Below are 15,569 nucleotides of genomic sequence, written 5' to 3' on the forward strand. Positions count from 1 at the left end.
ACACCAACCAACACCCACACACAAAAACACCAACCACACCACACAGACGAAACCCACCACGAGCGCAACAACGCAGAACGGGAACCCCGAATAGGGGTTCCCGTCCGCATTCAGAAAGCGAGTTCACAGAACGCAATCTGCAAATACAAACAAATACAAACTACTTCTTGAGCAGTGGCTCAACCTGCTTCTCGTAGGAAATCAGCGCCTGGTTGAACACCTGGTCCATGTCGTAGTACGCGTAGGTGCCCAAGCGGCCTCCGAACACCACATTCGGCTCGTCGGCGGCCTTCGCCTTGTACTGTGCATACAGGGCCTTGTCTTCATCGGTGTTGATCGGGTAATACGGCTCGTCGTCGCGGTTCGCGAAGCGCGAGTATTCCTCCCACACCACGGTCTTGTTCGGGTTCTGCTCGGCGGCACGCTCCGGGTTGAAGTTCTTGAATTCAATGGCGCGCGTGTATGGCACGTCGGCGTCGGAGAAGTTCATGACCGCGCAGCCGAAGTGGTCACCCTCGTCATAACGCACCTCCTTGAAGTCGACGGTGCGCCACTTGAGCTCGCCCAGATCGTAGTCGAAATAGCGGTCGACCGGGCCCGTGTAGACCACCGGCACGCCCGCTTCCAACAACGCGCGCTTGTTGAGCGGCTGCGTCTCGTCGAAGAAATCCGTCTCCAGCTTCACAGTGATGCGCGGGTCGTCGATCATGCGCTCAAGCCACGCGGTGTAGCCGTCTGCCGGCAGACCTTCCCACGTGTCTTTGAAATACCGGTTGTTGTAGTTGAAACGCACCGGCAGACGCTTGATGATGCTCGCCGGCAGCTCGCTCGGATCGGTCTGCCACTGCTTGGCGGTGTAGTTCTTGATGAACGCCTCATACAGCGGACGCCCGATGAGCGAAATGCCCTGGTCGTTGAGATTCGCCGGATCCGTGCCTGCCAGCTCGCCAGCCTGCTCGTCGATGAGCGCCTTGGCCTGCGCGGGCGTGTAGTTCGCGCGGAAGAACTGGTTGATCGTGCCCAGATTGATCGGCAGCGGGAACACCTCGCCGTCGTGCGTGGCGTAGACGCGGTGCACGTAATCGGTGAACTTCGTGAAACGGTTCACATATTCCCACACGCGGCTATTCGACGTGTGGAACAGGTGGGCGCCGTATTTGTGAATCTCGGCGCCGGTTTCCGGGTCCATGTACGAGTAGGCGTTGCCGCCGATGTGGTCGCGAATGTCGATGATCGTGACGTTCACGCCGAGCTTCTCCACCGCCTGCTGCGCAATGGTGAGGCCGAAGATTCCGGCACCGACGATCACCAGATCCGGCGTCGCGTTCTGCTCGTTTGCAGTCATCTCAAGTCCTTCCGAAAATATCAATCGAACATGCCGCATGTGCATATTCGTCGCCGCACACCACGGAAACAGTCTGCAGCGGGCACTTGTCACCAGCATAAAACGCGGTGTGCACACTGCGGCGTGATTCGCGAATGCCAATGCTTACGCGGCCTGCGAACGAAATTCGGCAGCATAAGAAGATGTGGCGCCGAACATGGCACATGGAGCATATGCAGACATGCGCGCGGAATATGCACACAGTATTCATGCAATGCAGCCACGGCTCATGGCGGAACTTCCCCCGCCGTGGTTTACCATAGGTTGCATGACACACAGGGAACGCCGGGAGACGACTGCCCCCTTCACGCTGCTCATGGCGGTGTATGGGGGCAATTCGTTGCGTGAGGTGGAGCGTTCCGTGCAGTCGAGCACCATCGAGCAGACGCTGCCGCCGAATCAGGTGGTGATTGTGCGTGACGGCCCGGTTCAGGAGCCGGTGCAGCGGTATTTGGATACGCTGCAGTCGACCATGGCGGTGTGGTTCACCGCCGAGCGCCCCGAACTGGAGGTGCCCGAGGTGACGATCGTGCCTCTCGACGAGAACCGCGGACTCGCGCATGCCCTCAACATCGGCCTGCAGCACTGCGATTTCGACGTTGTCGCGCGCGCGGACTGCGATGACGTGTCGCTGCCGAACCGGTTCGCCACGATCATTCCGCAATTCACCCGCCGTTCCGCCGCCTCGCACACCACGGTGAAGTCGAAACTGCCGATTGACGTGATGGGCAGCGCGATCCGCGAATTCACCGACGACGAGCGCCAGCCCGGGCAGATTCGCATGCTGCCTGCCGAGGGCGCCGATCTGGAGAAATACGCACGCATGCAGTCGCCGGTGCATCACCCAAGCGTCGTGTTCCGCAAATCCGCTGTGCTGGCCGCCGGTGGCTACCCGGAGGATGCGGGCAGATTCGAGGACTACCTGCTGTGGGAGCGCATGATGCTCAACCACGCGCAGTTCCTCAACATGCCGGAGCCGCTTGTGCTCTACCGCACCAATCAGGAGGCGTATGAACGCCGTGGCGGCTGGGACATGTTCCGCGAGGAGCTGCGTTTGCAGTGGCGCTTCCTGCGCGACGGTTTCACGTCACCCGCACAGTTCCTGCGCAACACGTTCATTCGCGCCGCATACCGCATGATGCCCACCTCCCTGCGCAAGCGCGCCTACCATTCGATTGTCTCGCGCCGCAACACCGAGATTTCGGCCGCGCCCGCGCCGGCCGAAGTGCAGGCCAAGCCGCGCGGTCGTCACGCCCAGTCCGAGTGATTCGCGATTATTCATATCATATTCATATCAATCTGCATAATTTGGGACATTTTCAGTGCCTATCTGTCTCTTTTTACGCAGATGCGTACGGGTCAATTACCAATACTCTGCGTAAAAAGAGACAGATGGAGGCCCGCAGATGTCCCAAATTACGCAGGGGATGACTGCCTATCTGGAGGAGCATGTCTCCGATGACGCAGGGAGGCGGAGCCAAAGAGCCGAGCCTAAAGAGATTTGAAGAAATCTAAAGGGAGATGCGCTCGATGTCGGGCACCAGCGGCGGGCATGCACGGGCGAAGATCTCGGCATTCGACTCCGGTTCGGTGTGCCAGCCGTCACGCCAGCCGTCGCGCAGGCACTGGAGAATGAGGGGGCGGTCGCCGGCGCGCATCACAGTGAGTAGCCAGCGGCGCGCGGTCTTCGCGAGGAATGAGAGCAGGCCGCCGAACGAGAAATCCGAGCGGCAGAATCTGAGCATCCAGATCTTGTTGCGCACCTCGTTGTAGAAACGCTGGCCCGGGTCGGCGTCCGACGAACCGAATTTCTTCGTCTTGTGCACGACCTCGCTCGCCGGCACATAGTACCCCACGCCATTGCGCAGCAGAGCCGTCGTGTATTCGAAGTCGTCGTTCCACAGGAAGAACGCGCTGATCGGCAGACGTCGACGCCCGCGAATCGCACCCATATTGAGCATGCAGGAGACGAAGGAGAGCGAGCGCACCTGGTACGCACCGCCGGCCATCTCGCGCTCCCCCTTCGCCAGGACGGCACGTGGGCGGGGTTTGTTCATCAGGTGTTCCCGGCCGTCGACCCACACCGCCTTCGACCCGAGTGCCGTGGGCAGGCGATCGTTCACAGTGACGCATTCGTCTGCGGCGGCGAGCAGCTGCTCCAGGGCCGTCGGCGTGGGCACGGTGTCGTCGTCCATCAGCCACACATATTCAGCGATTCCCGGTTCCGCGGAACCGTTGGCGACGGCGTACGCAATGCCCGCGCAGAATCCGCCGGCGCCACCCGTGTTCTCGCGCAGTTCGAGAATATATGCGGGAATCGGCGTGCGCCCGGCGAAATCGCGCGCCACCTGCAAAGCGCCGTCGGTGCTCGCGTTGTCGACGATGACCAGTGAATCCGGCCTGCGGGTCTGCGCATTGAGCGCGGACAGGCATTCGTCGAGCAATCCGGCGCGGTTGTACGACACCACCACTGCGGTCACTGAATACTGCATACCCGCAAGTATAGGTGACGTATGGTGACGTCCACTCGCCATGCACATCTCATTCGCGTACTGCTTGTGAAGACCTCACGGAAATGGGCATCGCTCGGTTTCCATCTCGCAGAGCGAATAGAATACTGATATTTGTGTACAACGGGCGCATATGCCATTCACTTGCCCTAAACCGAATCTGAGAGGATTACGCGTGAGCGATCAGGAATATCAGGCCGAGACGCCGACACCGGTAATCGACGCGCACAAATGCACCCCGAAAACGGTGTTTCGTGACATCTGCGCCGCGGTGAGGCAATGGTGGCCCACACGCCCGAAATACTCATATGGCGCCTACATGGTGGTGTTCATGCTCACCTGCGTATGGTCCGATTACATGGCGCTGTGGAGCATGGATTCCGACAACCGGTATGATCCCGGCCATGGGCCGCTTGTCGCGCAGATTTTCAATTCGGCCCACGCCCGGCTCTCCACGAACCAGGGGTGGATGAATCTCATCATCATCGTGATGGTCTACATTGTGCTGCTCACGCTCATCAACCGGTTCTGGGCGGCCACGGCGGCAACGTTCACACTGTTCGCGGTGTATGCGGTGGCGACCGTGATCAAATGCGTGCTCCGAGATGAGATCATTCTGCCAAGCGATCTCAACTTCCTCACCGGCGGCGGCGAAGGGGACCTGATGTCGTTCATACCGGCGGATCTGAGCTCGATGATCGCCCCATCCGTGGTGATGATCGTGACGTTCGTGCTCATATGCGTCGCACTCCAGTTCCTGGACGGCCGGAGCATGTTCATCCATTGCTCATGGCGGCATGCGCTTGATTCGAAGCGGAACATCTTCGGCCTCATCTGCCGCATCGTCGCGCCGATTCTGAGCATCGCACTGCTCGCCTCATATGCCACCGGTCTCGGGCAGCAGGATTCCGCGGTGCGACGGTTCCTCGACTATTTCGAGTACACGCCCCAGCAGTTCAATACGACGTCTGACGCCAACCGCAACGGTGTGCTCACCTCGTTCCTGAGTCTCGTGGACGTCAAGGCGATGGAGCCGGATCCAAACTACAGCGAATCGGCAATGCAGGCGTTGAACAGCAAGTACGCGCAATCGGCGCAACGGATCAACACCGAGCGCCGGGCCACACTCACCGACAGCACGGTGATCAACGTGCTGTCGGAATCCTACGCCGATCCGACGCGGGTGCCGGGTGTCTCGTTCAGCGAGGATCCCATGCCGAATCTGCGTTCAATCATGCAATCGACGACGTCTGGCCTCGCATTGTCGCCCGGGTACGGCGGCGGCACGGCGAACATCGAATTCCAGCAGGTCACCGGCCTGAGCATGACGAATTTCGCGCCGTCGCTCGCCACGCCGTACCAGCAGCTCATACCGAATCGCCCGACGTTCTTCTCTTTCAACCAGATGTGGAACGCGGCGTGCGACGGTTCCACCGACTGTTCGGTGGCATTCCACCCGTACTACCAGAACATGTACCTGCGCGGCGCGAACTACACGAAGTTCGGTTTCTCGCATTTCCACGCGCTCAACAGCAAACCGCAGATCACGCACCGCGAATCCACCAGCAATTCGAAGTACACGTCCGACGAGCAAGCGTATGCCAATGTGCTCGATGAGCTGAAGCAGCCGGATTCGCGGAGCAAGTACATCGAGCTCATCACGATGCAGAACCACACTCCATATACCGCCGACGAGTATCCGGATAACGAATTCATCGCCGCGGACACCTCCACGGACGTCGCCGCAAGCGACCGCGGATCCATACGGACCTATGCGAAGGGCGTGCAGATCACCGACAAGGCGACCTCAGATTTTCTCGAGGAACTCGATGCAATCGACCGCCCGATCACCGTCGTCTTCTACGGCGACCATTTGCCCGGCATCTATTCGAAGGCCATGGCCGACCCGAAGAACGACATAGCGTTGCATGAAACCGACTACTTCATCTGGTCGAACACGGCGAGCGACGCGCATACGACGAAGCTCGACAAAGCGAATGCGGCCCACACTTCCTCGAATTATTTCATGGCGCAGACCGCCGAGCATCTCAATGCCAAGGTCTCCCCGTACTTGGCACTGCTCACCGAATTGCACGATGAGATTCCGGCCATGGCAAGGCTCGGGCGCAATGACGGCGAGTGGAAGAACGATTCCTCGCTGACCATGCTCGACGCGCAGGGGCGCCCGATCGACGAGAACGACCTGTCGAGCAAGGCCAAGGAACTGCTTGCAGACTACCGCAGCGTGCAATACGACATGTGCGTGGGCAAAAACTACTTGGAAACCATGGGCTTCATGGAACTGCCGAAATCGTAGCGCATACGCGGCACCACACGCCGTCGGCACGGCGCACGACAATTGTGACAGCATAATTGAAAGGTTGAATGAGCATGAAGAGCGTTGCACGGCACGATGGGCCACGTACACGCGCGCAACGGATCCGCTGCGCAAAACACAGGCGCGCCAGGATCCGCGCGGCATATCGTAGGCATCTGACATCGATGGCAGCTGGCAACACATACGCCTTGCATGCCGCATCCTCCGGCGACCCCCTCGCGATGCCTGCCGTGGCGAACCATGTCACCGCACGCAACGGAGACCATGACAACGTGAAGCCATCCGCCGCCCGGAAGGCGGCGCATCCCCGTGCCGGCGTGCAGAATGCGGCCCCTCAACCGACAGGGGAGAAGAACAGCCGCCGAGTGAATCCGGTGACGCGGCAGTGGCGGCGGTTCAAGGAGACGAAGTTCTACGAAATCTGGAACAAACGGCCGAAGTTCTCCTACGGCGCCTACACGGTCGTGTTCATCGCGATGGTCATTCTGGCGACCATGTTCCTGTGGTGGAGCACCAACACGAAACTCAAATACGACCCGGCCAGCGAGCTCAACTTCCTGCAGCAGGTGACCGGAGACGCCTACCATTACCTGTCTTCCGCCTCGTGCTATCTCAATATGATCGCACTCGTGCTCATCTACCTGCTCCTTGTCACCTTGGTGAACAGATTCTGGGTGGGCACCGCGTTGTTCGGCGCATTCGTCATGGTGTTCGCGGTGGCCACGAAAATCAAGATCACGATGCGCAGCGAACCGATCATCCCGTCGGATCTGGGATTCCTGAGCGGCGGTGGCGGAGGCGGCGCCGGCGACGTCGCGTCGTTCGTCACCGACGATTCGCGTCCGCTCGTCAATACGGCCATAGCATGGCTGGTATGGTTCGTCGTGATCTGCGTCATTCTGCAGTGTGTAGATAAGCGCCGCGCATTCATCTATTGCTCGTGGCGGCATCCGATTGCGGGCCCCAAGAACATCTTCGGTCTCATCTGCCGTATTCTCGCGCCCATCGTAAGTGTGCTGCTGCTCATCTCGTACGCCGGCGTGCTGTCGAACCCACAGGCTCCCCAACGCAAGACGTTGTCGAAGATCGGCTATTCGCCCACGCTGTGGAATGTGCAGCAGGATGCGGAGACCAATGGCGCGCTCACCACGTTCCTCAGTCTCACGCGCGTCAAGGCGATGGAGGACGAGCCCGAGTATTCGCAGGCTGCCATGCAGCAGATCAAAAATCGGTATGCACAGGCCGCCGACGAGATCAACGCGCAGCGTTCGCAGAATCTCACGGACAACACGGTCGTCATGATCCTCTCGGAAAGCTTCTCCGATCCGAACCGCGTGCCGAACGTGCACTTCGGCGCCGACCCGATGCCGAACATCCGCGCGCTTGGCCAGACCACCACTTCGGGCCTCATGCTCTCCCCGGGCTATGGCGGCGGCACTGCGAACATCGAGTTCCAGCAGATGACCGGCCTGAACATGGCCAACTTCAGCGATACGCTGCTCTCGCCTTACCAGCAGCTCGTGGCCACCCGGCCGAAGTTCTACTCGTTCAACCAGATGTGGAACGAGCATTGCGGCGACGAATACTCGACGAGTTGTTCGATCGGCTACCACCCGTTCAAGCAGTTCTTCTATCTGCGCGGCGTGAACTACAAGAAGTTCGGGTTCTCGCATCTGTACACGCTCGACAGCGATCCGAAGATCGCGCACGGCGAGGCCTATGTCGGGCCGAACGGCACGAAGACGGAAGTGTCGGACGAAGAGGCCTACAAGAACGTCGTCGAGGAGATTCGCACGAACACCGAGCAGAACAAGCCGTCACAGTACATTCAGCTCATCACGATGCAGAACCATGCCCCGTACCCAGATCTCTACGGCTCCGAGAACGAATTCCACGGCGTGAACGAAACGCCGGACACCGTTCCCGAACGCGGCATCATCGCCACCTATGCGAAGAACGTGCAGCGCACGGACGAGGCCACGGCAAACTTCCTCAATGAGCTCGATGGCATTGACAAGCCCATCACCGTCGTGTTCTACGGCGACCATCTGCCGGGCATCTACAACACGGCGAATGCCGACAAGAACAATGCACTCACCTTGCATGAGACGAACTATTTCATCTGGTCGAACCGCGCTTCGGCTTCCCATGACGTGAAGCTGCCCGAGTCTGATGCCGCCTACACGTCGTCGAATTATTTCATGACGCAGGCTGCCGAGCATATGAACGCGCGCATCTCGCCATACCTGGCCTTGCTCGACGAACTGCATGCCGAGGTGCCGGCGATGTCTCGCTCGGTCAATGCCGGCGTATGGAGCGCGAAGGGCGAACCGACGCTGCTTGACGACAACGGGGAGGTCATCGACACCAACACGTTGTCGAGCAAGGCCAAGCAGTTGCTCGCAGACTACAAGATGGTCCAATACGACATGTCGGTGGGCAAGAACTACCTGATGGACATGGGCTTCATGGACATACCGAAGCAGTAAGGTATAACTCTATGGCAGTGAATACCCCGAAGAAACGCCAGACCCCGCGCCATGCGGCAGCCGCCGCCCAGGGCACGGGCGACTGGGAGACGGTCAATCGCGTTGTGTTCCCGACGTCCGACGAAGACATGACGATGCCGTTGTACGCAATCGAATGGACACGTCCGAAACTCGACGAAGACGTGGTCAACCCATTCGCGGACTTCTACTCATTGGATTTCGGCGCAATGAACGAGTCCGAGCTGCGACGGTTGCTCAACGGGAACAAAAGGCCCATCGCCAATGCCTCGGACGCCGTGTTCACAGTGACCGGTCGCACGGCAATCACAATCCATACCGGTCGGCATGCCTCGTTCTGCACGTATTTCAATGCATTCCCGGCAAGCTATTGGCGTCGCTGGACGCCAGTGCGATCCGTGCGCTTTACCGCACAGGTGAAGGGTGCAGGCGCATTGGCGCTCATGCGTTCCACGGGACGCGGTCTCCTGCACCCCGTGGAGACCGTTCCGATTGATTCCCCGCAGGCATTCACCGAGGTCAGCGTGGAGATGGGCATGGACGGACTGCTCGATGGCGGCTTCTTCTGGTTCGACGCCAAGGCCACCGACACTTCGGCGTTGTATATCGCCGACGCCTGTTGGGAGGTGCCTACTGCCCAACGGCCGAATGACCTGCACCCATTCTCGATTGCGATCACCACGTTCAACCGACCGTCGTACTGCCTGCGGCAGCTGCGTGCCATCGCCGCCAACGCCGACGTACGGGCACGGCTCGACACGATCTACTGCACCGATCAGGGCACCGACCATGTATGCGACCAACCGGACTTCGACGAGACGGCGGACGAACTCGGCACGCAGCTCACCTACATCCAGCAAGCTAATCTCGGCGGCTCCGGCGGTTTTTCACGGGGCATGTACGAGACGCTCAAGGCAGGCACCAGCGCGCATACGCTGCTTCTGGACGACGACGCCATTAGCGAACCTGAATCGATTATTCGTGCCGTGCAGTTCGCCGATTACTGCAACACGCCCACCATTGTGGGCGGCGGCATGCTCCACCTCGACAACCGCACGGTGATGTACGCACAAGGCGAGCGCGTCGACATGCGCGAGATGCGCATGTTCCCGGCAGTAGGTGCCGAATACAACCATGATTACGCGCAGTTCCCACTACGGGACTGCCCCAAGCTGCACCGCCGGTTCAATGTGGACTTCAATGGATGGTGGCTTTGCCTCATCCCCACCGCCTGTATGAAACAGATCGGTCTGTCGATGCCGGCGTTCATCAAATTCGATGACATCGAATACGGACTGCGCGCCAAGGAGCATGGATTCCATACGGTGAGCCTGCCGGGCGTCGCGGTGTGGCATCAGGCATGGCACGACAAAGATCCGGGCCGCACATGGGAGGAGTATTTCAACAACCGCAACCGCTGGGTGTGTGCATTGCTGCACGCCGAAAAGCCAAGCCCGATCATGGCGTACCAGATGGCCTACGGCGACGCGAACCTGGGGCTCCGCTTCATCTACTCGGGAATCAAGCTGCGGCACATTGCACTCCGTGACGTCATGCGGGGCCCCCAGTACATGCTCGACACCGTGCACACGCAGCTGAACACGGTACGCGAGCTGCGCAAGGGATTCTCCGACACCGATCTCAAACCGAATCTCACCGATTTCCCGGAGGCCAAGGCCGAGTTCGAGCCCCATGCCGTGCCGAAGTCGAAGGCCGCAGTGCAGAAGGAATGCTTCAAGGTCGTGCTCAAATCACTCATCTCACGAACCGACGGCACCCATGACGAACGCCCCGCCATCGCCGTCCCCGCCAAGGATGCCACCTGGCACGCCTTCCAAGGGCAATCCTCGGTGCTTGTCACCAGTGCGGACGGCAACTCGGCATCGTGGTGCAGGCGCAACAATCCGCTGTTCCGCAAGCAGTTCATGCGCGGCCTGTACCTGTCGAAGGAGTTCTTCAAGCGCTGGGATCGGCTCGCCGCCGAGTACAAGGCCGCAAATATCGCCAGCGTGGAGCATTGGGAGCAGATCTTCCGCAATCCGCGGTGACAGCACGACATATTCACAGCGTGGCCGGTGTTTCATGTGAAACGCCGGCCACGCTGCATATGCCCGTGTGTGCAGATATCGCGCCACTCACTCCACGTCGAAGAACCGCGGGTCGAACACGCTCACATCGACGTCGCCGGTCACGCCGGGCACACGCGCGGTCGACGTGTATTGCCATGCGTGCAGATCCGGGCAGCCTGCGAAATCATACTCAAGCGTGTCAGAATACGAGGCGATCCAGTTGGCGTGTCCGTGCAGCCAGTCGCTGTCGAGGCGCGTCGCCATGTTGTGCGCGTAAGTGTAGATTCCCAGATTCGTGTACCCCGCATCCTCGAGCACGCCGAAGAACACCTTGGCAATCTGTTCGAACTGAATCGGCCGCGTGGGCATCGTGTGCCCTCCCCAGTCGTCGAGGTGCTCCATGTCGTAGAAAATAGGGACGCTCTTGTCGGTGATCGAATACCTCCTGAGCGTTTGCAGCACGAAATTCGCCTCTTCGCGCGCGAAATCGGTGTCGTAGGCGTAGCTGTACAAATACAGGCCATGCGGAATGCGGTTCACGCGCACTTGGGCCAGATTGTTCTTGAAATACTTGTCTTCGTTGCCATGGCCGTAGCCGATGCGCAGAATCGCCGCATCGACCTCGGATTGCTTGACCTTCTGCCAATTGATGTTTCGCTGATGTTCGGCGACGTCGATGACCCGCCATACCGGCCGCAGCACGCGGCCATCCCCCTCGGTGAACACATGTACGCCGAACGAATACGACCACGGGTCGGCCGCCTCGTTCCATGCGTCCGCCTGATCGCTGCCATTCACATTGCCGCAACCGGTCAACGCGAACATGGCGAGTACGCAGCCGAGCAATGCGCAAACCGCAGTCTTCAATCGCCGGGCAACCCTGCGGACGGCGTTTGGATTGCACCATCCCCCGTATTCGTGCAATCCAAGCCCCATCCGCATCGTCACTCCTCACATACGCCGACCCCTTGTATTGTAGGCGATTTCCCCGGGCATCATGCATACAGGATGAAATGCAGGGCCTCCAACTACAAACGAGCGTCCAAACGGTGCAGCAATGCCACCATGTCCTGACGGTACATATGCCCCATACCCTCGTAACGCCATGTCCCGTTGCCATTGCTGTAACCTTGCGAAATACCCGAACCCCCAAGCCACTGCACTTCCTGGTAATGCGGTGTACTCGCATTCACATCGGTGAAGCTCATCGGTCGCACATTACCCAGCTTGTTCGCCTTCTTAGCCAGGCGATACAGGAAGGCAGCCATGTCCTGCCGATACATGGGTGCCATGCCTTCATACCGCTGGGTTCCATTGCCGTTGTCGTATCCATCGGCAATACCGGCATGGGCGAGCCACAGAATGTCCGCCGCATGCGGCGTTCCGGGATCCACGTCGGTGAACCGGTTCCAATCTGCCGCCGACGGCTTCCACGTCTTCGCGCCTGCTATGTTATGCCGCACGGCCACACGACGCAGGAACGCCGCCATGTCTTGCCTCACCACCGTGTTCATGCCCCGGAACGTTCCATTGGGGAAACCGTCCGTCACCTTGGAGGACTTCGCCCATGCGATGTCTTGCAGATGCGGGGTCTTCCAGTTCACATCGGAGAAGATGCGCTGGTCGAAGGCACTCATATCCACGTTGCCGCTGACTCCCGAGATGCGGTCGATCGAGGTGTACTGCCAACCACGAACGTCGGAGTACCCACTGTGGAAGTCGTAGCTGAGCTGGTAGCTGTACTGCGCCATCCAGCCGATCCGGGCTCGCAGATCATTGGCATTCAGGCGGCTGTTCGCATAGTTGAGGTAGGTGTACAGGTATGTACGTCCATAGCCAGCACTGGCGAGCTGGTTCACGAATGCGTTGATGATCGGGCGGAACGCGTTGGCGTTGGTGGGCATGCGGTGACCGCCCCAATCCCCCTGCTCCACATCGTAGAACACCGGCAACGCCATATCGGACGGGTTTACACCGTACTTGCGCAACAACTGCACGACCCACTGGCCTTCCTGCACCGCGAAGTTTACGTCATAGGCATAGCTGTAGTGGTAGATGCCGAACGGGATGCCCAAGCGGCGCACTTCCTGCAGATTCCGCCTGAAATGGCCGTCCTCGAAGCCATGACCGTAGCCGATGCGCAGAATGACGGCATCGACACCGGAACGCTTCACCCGGTTCCAGTCGATGACCTTCTGGTGTTCGGAAACATCCAGCACCTTCATGGCCGGATTGAACACCTTCTTCCCCGCACAGTTCTGGCCCGTTCCCGCAGAGGAGAACCGCTTGTACCCATTCGCTGTGTCCCAGTCGTACAGTGCGGAACAGCCGGCGGATGCCTTGGCCCTGCCAGCGCCCTGCTGCTCGCCCTTCGCCTGTTGTTCCGCTTCCCATTGCTCCTGGGCGGCGCCTTCCTGCCACATGTGCTCAGGATTTGTAATGCCTTTGAGCTCGTCGGGCATCTCGCCTTCGCCTTGCCACTGTGGCTGCACGTCGGCGGTCTCCGTGGATTCCATGGTCTGCGTCGCGGCTGCATCCGGCGCCACGCTATCGTTCGCCCACGCCGAGGGTGCCGTCACTGCCACGGTTGTGCACATCGCCACAGTCAGCAGACCGGCGCACACGCCCTTCGTCATAGTCCGCACTCGCAGTCCCATCCATCCACTCCTTCACACCGCGAATAATTCCCAAGTCATCTGGGTTTCCACCGCTTATTGTAGAGGGAACACGCGTCCTCATCAGGGCTGCACGAATATCCGCTCAATGTATCAATATTTGGCATATAGGAACTAAACGTGTTGTTTATCTTGCTGCTCATATCATATGGCAGTAGGCGTGTCGTGTGTTCTTTATTGTGCCGTCCCGTTAATACGGCGTGTTTTCCGTGGTGTGGGGTATGCCGCGGGCATGAGGAAGAAATCAGTCAGGGCGCGCAAATGCCCGGTGTGCGGCAACGCGATGATCACACACGGCAGGAGCGCCTCGGGCGCTCAACGACGGCGTTGCGCCACATGCGCGCTCACTCCCACGGCGTCCAGGGCCGACAAGGCGCGTCGGTGCCAGCTGGACGAGTTCCTCGACTGGCTGCTCGGGGCCGCGCCCCAGCGCCGGCGGCGTGAGAGCGCGCGCAACTTCCGCAAACGCGTGGGTTGGTGCCGGGGCTCGCCCCGGGCATCGAACCCGACGGTGTGGTGCATCATACGGTCATGGCCGACGGCACCCACATGAACGGCTGGTGCCTGCTGGTCGCGATCGACGGCGAGGACGGCGAGGTGCTCGCCTGGCAGTGGTGCGACCGTGAGAGCGCAGCCGCCTACAAGGCCCTGTCCGAACAGATCGCACCTCCCGACGTGCTCATCTGCGACGGCATGAAAGGCATCGGCAAGGCCTGCGCCGAGGCATGGCCGGGCACGCGCATCCAACGCCGCCTCATCCACGTGCAGCGCGACACGAGGGCCGACCTGACCTCCAGGCCAAGGCTCGAGGCCGGCCGGGAGCTCAAGGGACCCGCCGACGCGCCCGCCCGCATCCATGACCCCGAACACGCCGCCCGGTGGGGCGAGGCGCCCGACGCATGGCACGAACGCTGGAAGACGATGCTGGCCGAACGCACCTTCGCCAAGGACCATCCCGACGATCCCAGGGCAGCCACAAGCACAAGCGGATGGTGGTGGACCCACCTGCCGCTGCGCCGCGCCTATCCCAGGCTCGAACGCCTCTTCCGCAACGGCACCCTGTTTTGCTTCCTCGACCCCGAATTACTCGAACACGGGCCCGTCGCCCGCGACAGCAACCGGCTCGAGGGCGGCGTCAACGCCAAGCTCAAGCTCATGCTTCCCAACCACCGCGGGCTCCCACCAAAACACATGAGACGCGCCTGTGAATGGCACTGCCACATGAAAAGCAACGACCCCGACCCCACGCGCATCCTCAAGGAACACGACCGCAAGAGCAAAACGAAACAAGCAGCCCCACAAGAAAACGACATGCCCCAACCAACCCTCGGCACCGGCATCGACTGGAACGAATTCCACACCAGCACACGCTACCCAAACAGCACGGACTAGAAACCTAAAACAACACGTTTAGTTCCTATATGCCACATTTTGAAGTTTTGCGACTGAAAATGGAAGGCAGCATGACAGAGCATCGTTCTTAGCTCTGCGGCACCAGAGAGATCAGCAGAAAGGACTATGATGAACACTCTCAAAAAGATGGCCGTCAGCGCTGTCGCCGCACTGGCAGGCGTGATGATGGTGGCGCCGACGGCAATGGCAGCTAACGGCACGATTCCAATTGATGCAGCCCACTTCCCGGATACAGCATTCCGTGTACGCATTGCACAGGAATTCGACAGCTATCCCAAGGACGGCAAACTCACCATAGCAGAACGCAATGCTGTCACCGAAATTCGTGGCGGTGACAGCTATGAGATCAAGTTCGCAAAGGGCATCGGGTATTTTCCAACCCTCGAAAATCTATATTTGTACAACCAGCTCTTGACTTCTATAGATTTGAGCCACAACGCAAAACTCCAGAATCTGAATCTCTCCCGGAATAAGCTGACGAAAATTGATCTCAGCAGGAACCCAGAACTGCGCGACCTCGATCTCAGCTCGAACAAGCTGATCTCAATCAATGTAAGCAAAAACACCAAACTCACTGAATTCGATTTTCAGTCCAACCCGCTGCTTTGGATAAGCTCGATCGCCCCTGCGGTCAATGTCGATATCTATAGCCCCTTCACCGATTAATACAAGA

9 protein-coding genes and 1 pseudogene are annotated in these 15,569 nt (G+C 59.7%); 6 read left to right on the forward strand and 4 right to left on the reverse strand.

What is annotated here, in order from left to right:
- Nucleotides 1-160 precede the first annotated feature (160 nt).
- The gene (glf, locus tag OGI63_RS13470; protein ID WP_004219209.1) at nucleotides 161-1,345 is read right to left on the reverse strand and encodes a UDP-galactopyranose mutase; all 1,185 of its coding nucleotides are present in this window, start codon (nucleotides 1,343-1,345) and stop codon (nucleotides 161-163) included.
- A gap of 220 nt (nucleotides 1,346-1,565) precedes the next feature.
- Between glf and OGI63_RS13475 the strand changes: the two genes are divergently transcribed.
- A complete protein-coding gene (locus OGI63_RS13475) occupies nucleotides 1,566-2,651 on the forward strand; it encodes a glycosyltransferase (protein ID WP_012754406.1) in 1,086 nt (361 codons plus the stop codon).
- Between the two features lie 244 nt (nucleotides 2,652-2,895).
- Here OGI63_RS13475 and OGI63_RS13480 read toward each other — a convergent pair whose 3' ends face one another.
- A complete protein-coding gene (locus OGI63_RS13480) occupies nucleotides 2,896-3,876 on the reverse strand; it encodes a glycosyltransferase (RefSeq protein ID WP_012619849.1) in 981 nt (326 codons plus the stop codon).
- Nucleotides 3,877-4,069: 193 nt separating this feature from the next.
- Here OGI63_RS13480 and OGI63_RS13485 point away from each other — a divergent pair, with 193 nt between their 5' ends.
- The 3 genes from OGI63_RS13485 (at nucleotide 4,070) to OGI63_RS13495 (ending at nucleotide 10,787) form a co-directional block, all read left to right on the forward strand.
- Complete coding sequence (locus OGI63_RS13485; protein WP_004219216.1) at nucleotides 4,070-6,211, forward strand: LTA synthase family protein; 2,142 nt, start codon at nucleotides 4,070-4,072, stop codon at nucleotides 6,209-6,211.
- 185 nt (nucleotides 6,212-6,396) lie between these two features.
- Nucleotides 6,397-8,721 carry an LTA synthase family protein gene (locus OGI63_RS13490; RefSeq protein ID WP_004219217.1) on the forward strand — a complete coding sequence of 775 codons (2,325 nt, stop codon included), beginning with the start codon at nucleotides 6,397-6,399 and terminating at the stop codon, nucleotides 8,719-8,721.
- Nucleotides 8,722-8,732: 11 nt separating this feature from the next.
- On the forward strand, nucleotides 8,733-10,787 hold the full coding sequence (locus OGI63_RS13495; protein WP_004219218.1) for a glycosyltransferase: 2,055 nt from the start codon (nucleotides 8,733-8,735) through the stop codon (nucleotides 10,785-10,787).
- A gap of 87 nt (nucleotides 10,788-10,874) precedes the next feature.
- On the opposite strand, the gene OGI63_RS13500 is transcribed toward OGI63_RS13495, so the two are convergent.
- Together OGI63_RS13500 and OGI63_RS13505 are read right to left on the reverse strand one after the other, a co-directional pair.
- Nucleotides 10,875-11,654, reverse strand: a complete 780-nt coding sequence (locus tag OGI63_RS13500; protein WP_004219219.1) for a glycoside hydrolase family 25 protein — start codon at nucleotides 11,652-11,654, stop codon at nucleotides 10,875-10,877.
- A gap of 182 nt (nucleotides 11,655-11,836) precedes the next feature.
- Nucleotides 11,837-13,465, reverse strand: coding sequence for a GH25 family lysozyme (locus OGI63_RS13505; protein WP_012619855.1), 1,629 nt, complete (start codon nucleotides 13,463-13,465; stop codon nucleotides 11,837-11,839).
- A gap of 250 nt (nucleotides 13,466-13,715) precedes the next feature.
- On the opposite strand from OGI63_RS13505, the pseudogene OGI63_RS13510 reads away from it, so the two are divergent.
- Together OGI63_RS13510 and OGI63_RS13515 are read left to right on the forward strand one after the other, a co-directional pair.
- Nucleotides 13,716-14,875 (forward strand): annotated as a pseudogene (locus OGI63_RS13510) (IS1249 family transposase).
- Between the two features lie 129 nt (nucleotides 14,876-15,004).
- A complete protein-coding gene (locus OGI63_RS13515; RefSeq protein ID WP_004269241.1) occupies nucleotides 15,005-15,562 on the forward strand; it encodes a leucine-rich repeat domain-containing protein in 558 nt (185 codons plus the stop codon).
- The last annotated feature ends 7 nt before the right edge of the window (nucleotides 15,563-15,569 follow it).

This window comes from Bifidobacterium sp. KRGSERBCFTRI, from assembly GCF_025908335.1.

What these genes read in the sequence shown, in the direction of transcription:
- glf (WP_004219209.1), bottom strand. Translation starts at nt 1,345, where the DNA reads ATGACTGCAAACGAGCAGAACGCGACGCCGGATCTGGTGATCGTCGGT.
- OGI63_RS13475 (WP_012754406.1), top strand. Translation starts at nt 1,566, where the DNA reads ATGCGCGCGGAATATGCACACAGTATTCATGCAATGCAGCCACGGCTC.
- OGI63_RS13480 (WP_012619849.1), bottom strand. Translation starts at nt 3,876, where the DNA reads ATGCAGTATTCAGTGACCGCAGTGGTGGTGTCGTACAACCGCGCCGGA.
- OGI63_RS13490 (WP_004219217.1), top strand. Translation starts at nt 6,397, where the DNA reads ATGGCAGCTGGCAACACATACGCCTTGCATGCCGCATCCTCCGGCGAC.
- OGI63_RS13495 (WP_004219218.1), top strand. Translation starts at nt 8,733, where the DNA reads ATGGCAGTGAATACCCCGAAGAAACGCCAGACCCCGCGCCATGCGGCA.
- OGI63_RS13505 (WP_012619855.1), bottom strand. Translation starts at nt 13,465, where the DNA reads ATGGGACTGCGAGTGCGGACTATGACGAAGGGCGTGTGCGCCGGTCTG.
- OGI63_RS13515 (WP_004269241.1), top strand. Translation starts at nt 15,005, where the DNA reads ATGAACACTCTCAAAAAGATGGCCGTCAGCGCTGTCGCCGCACTGGCA.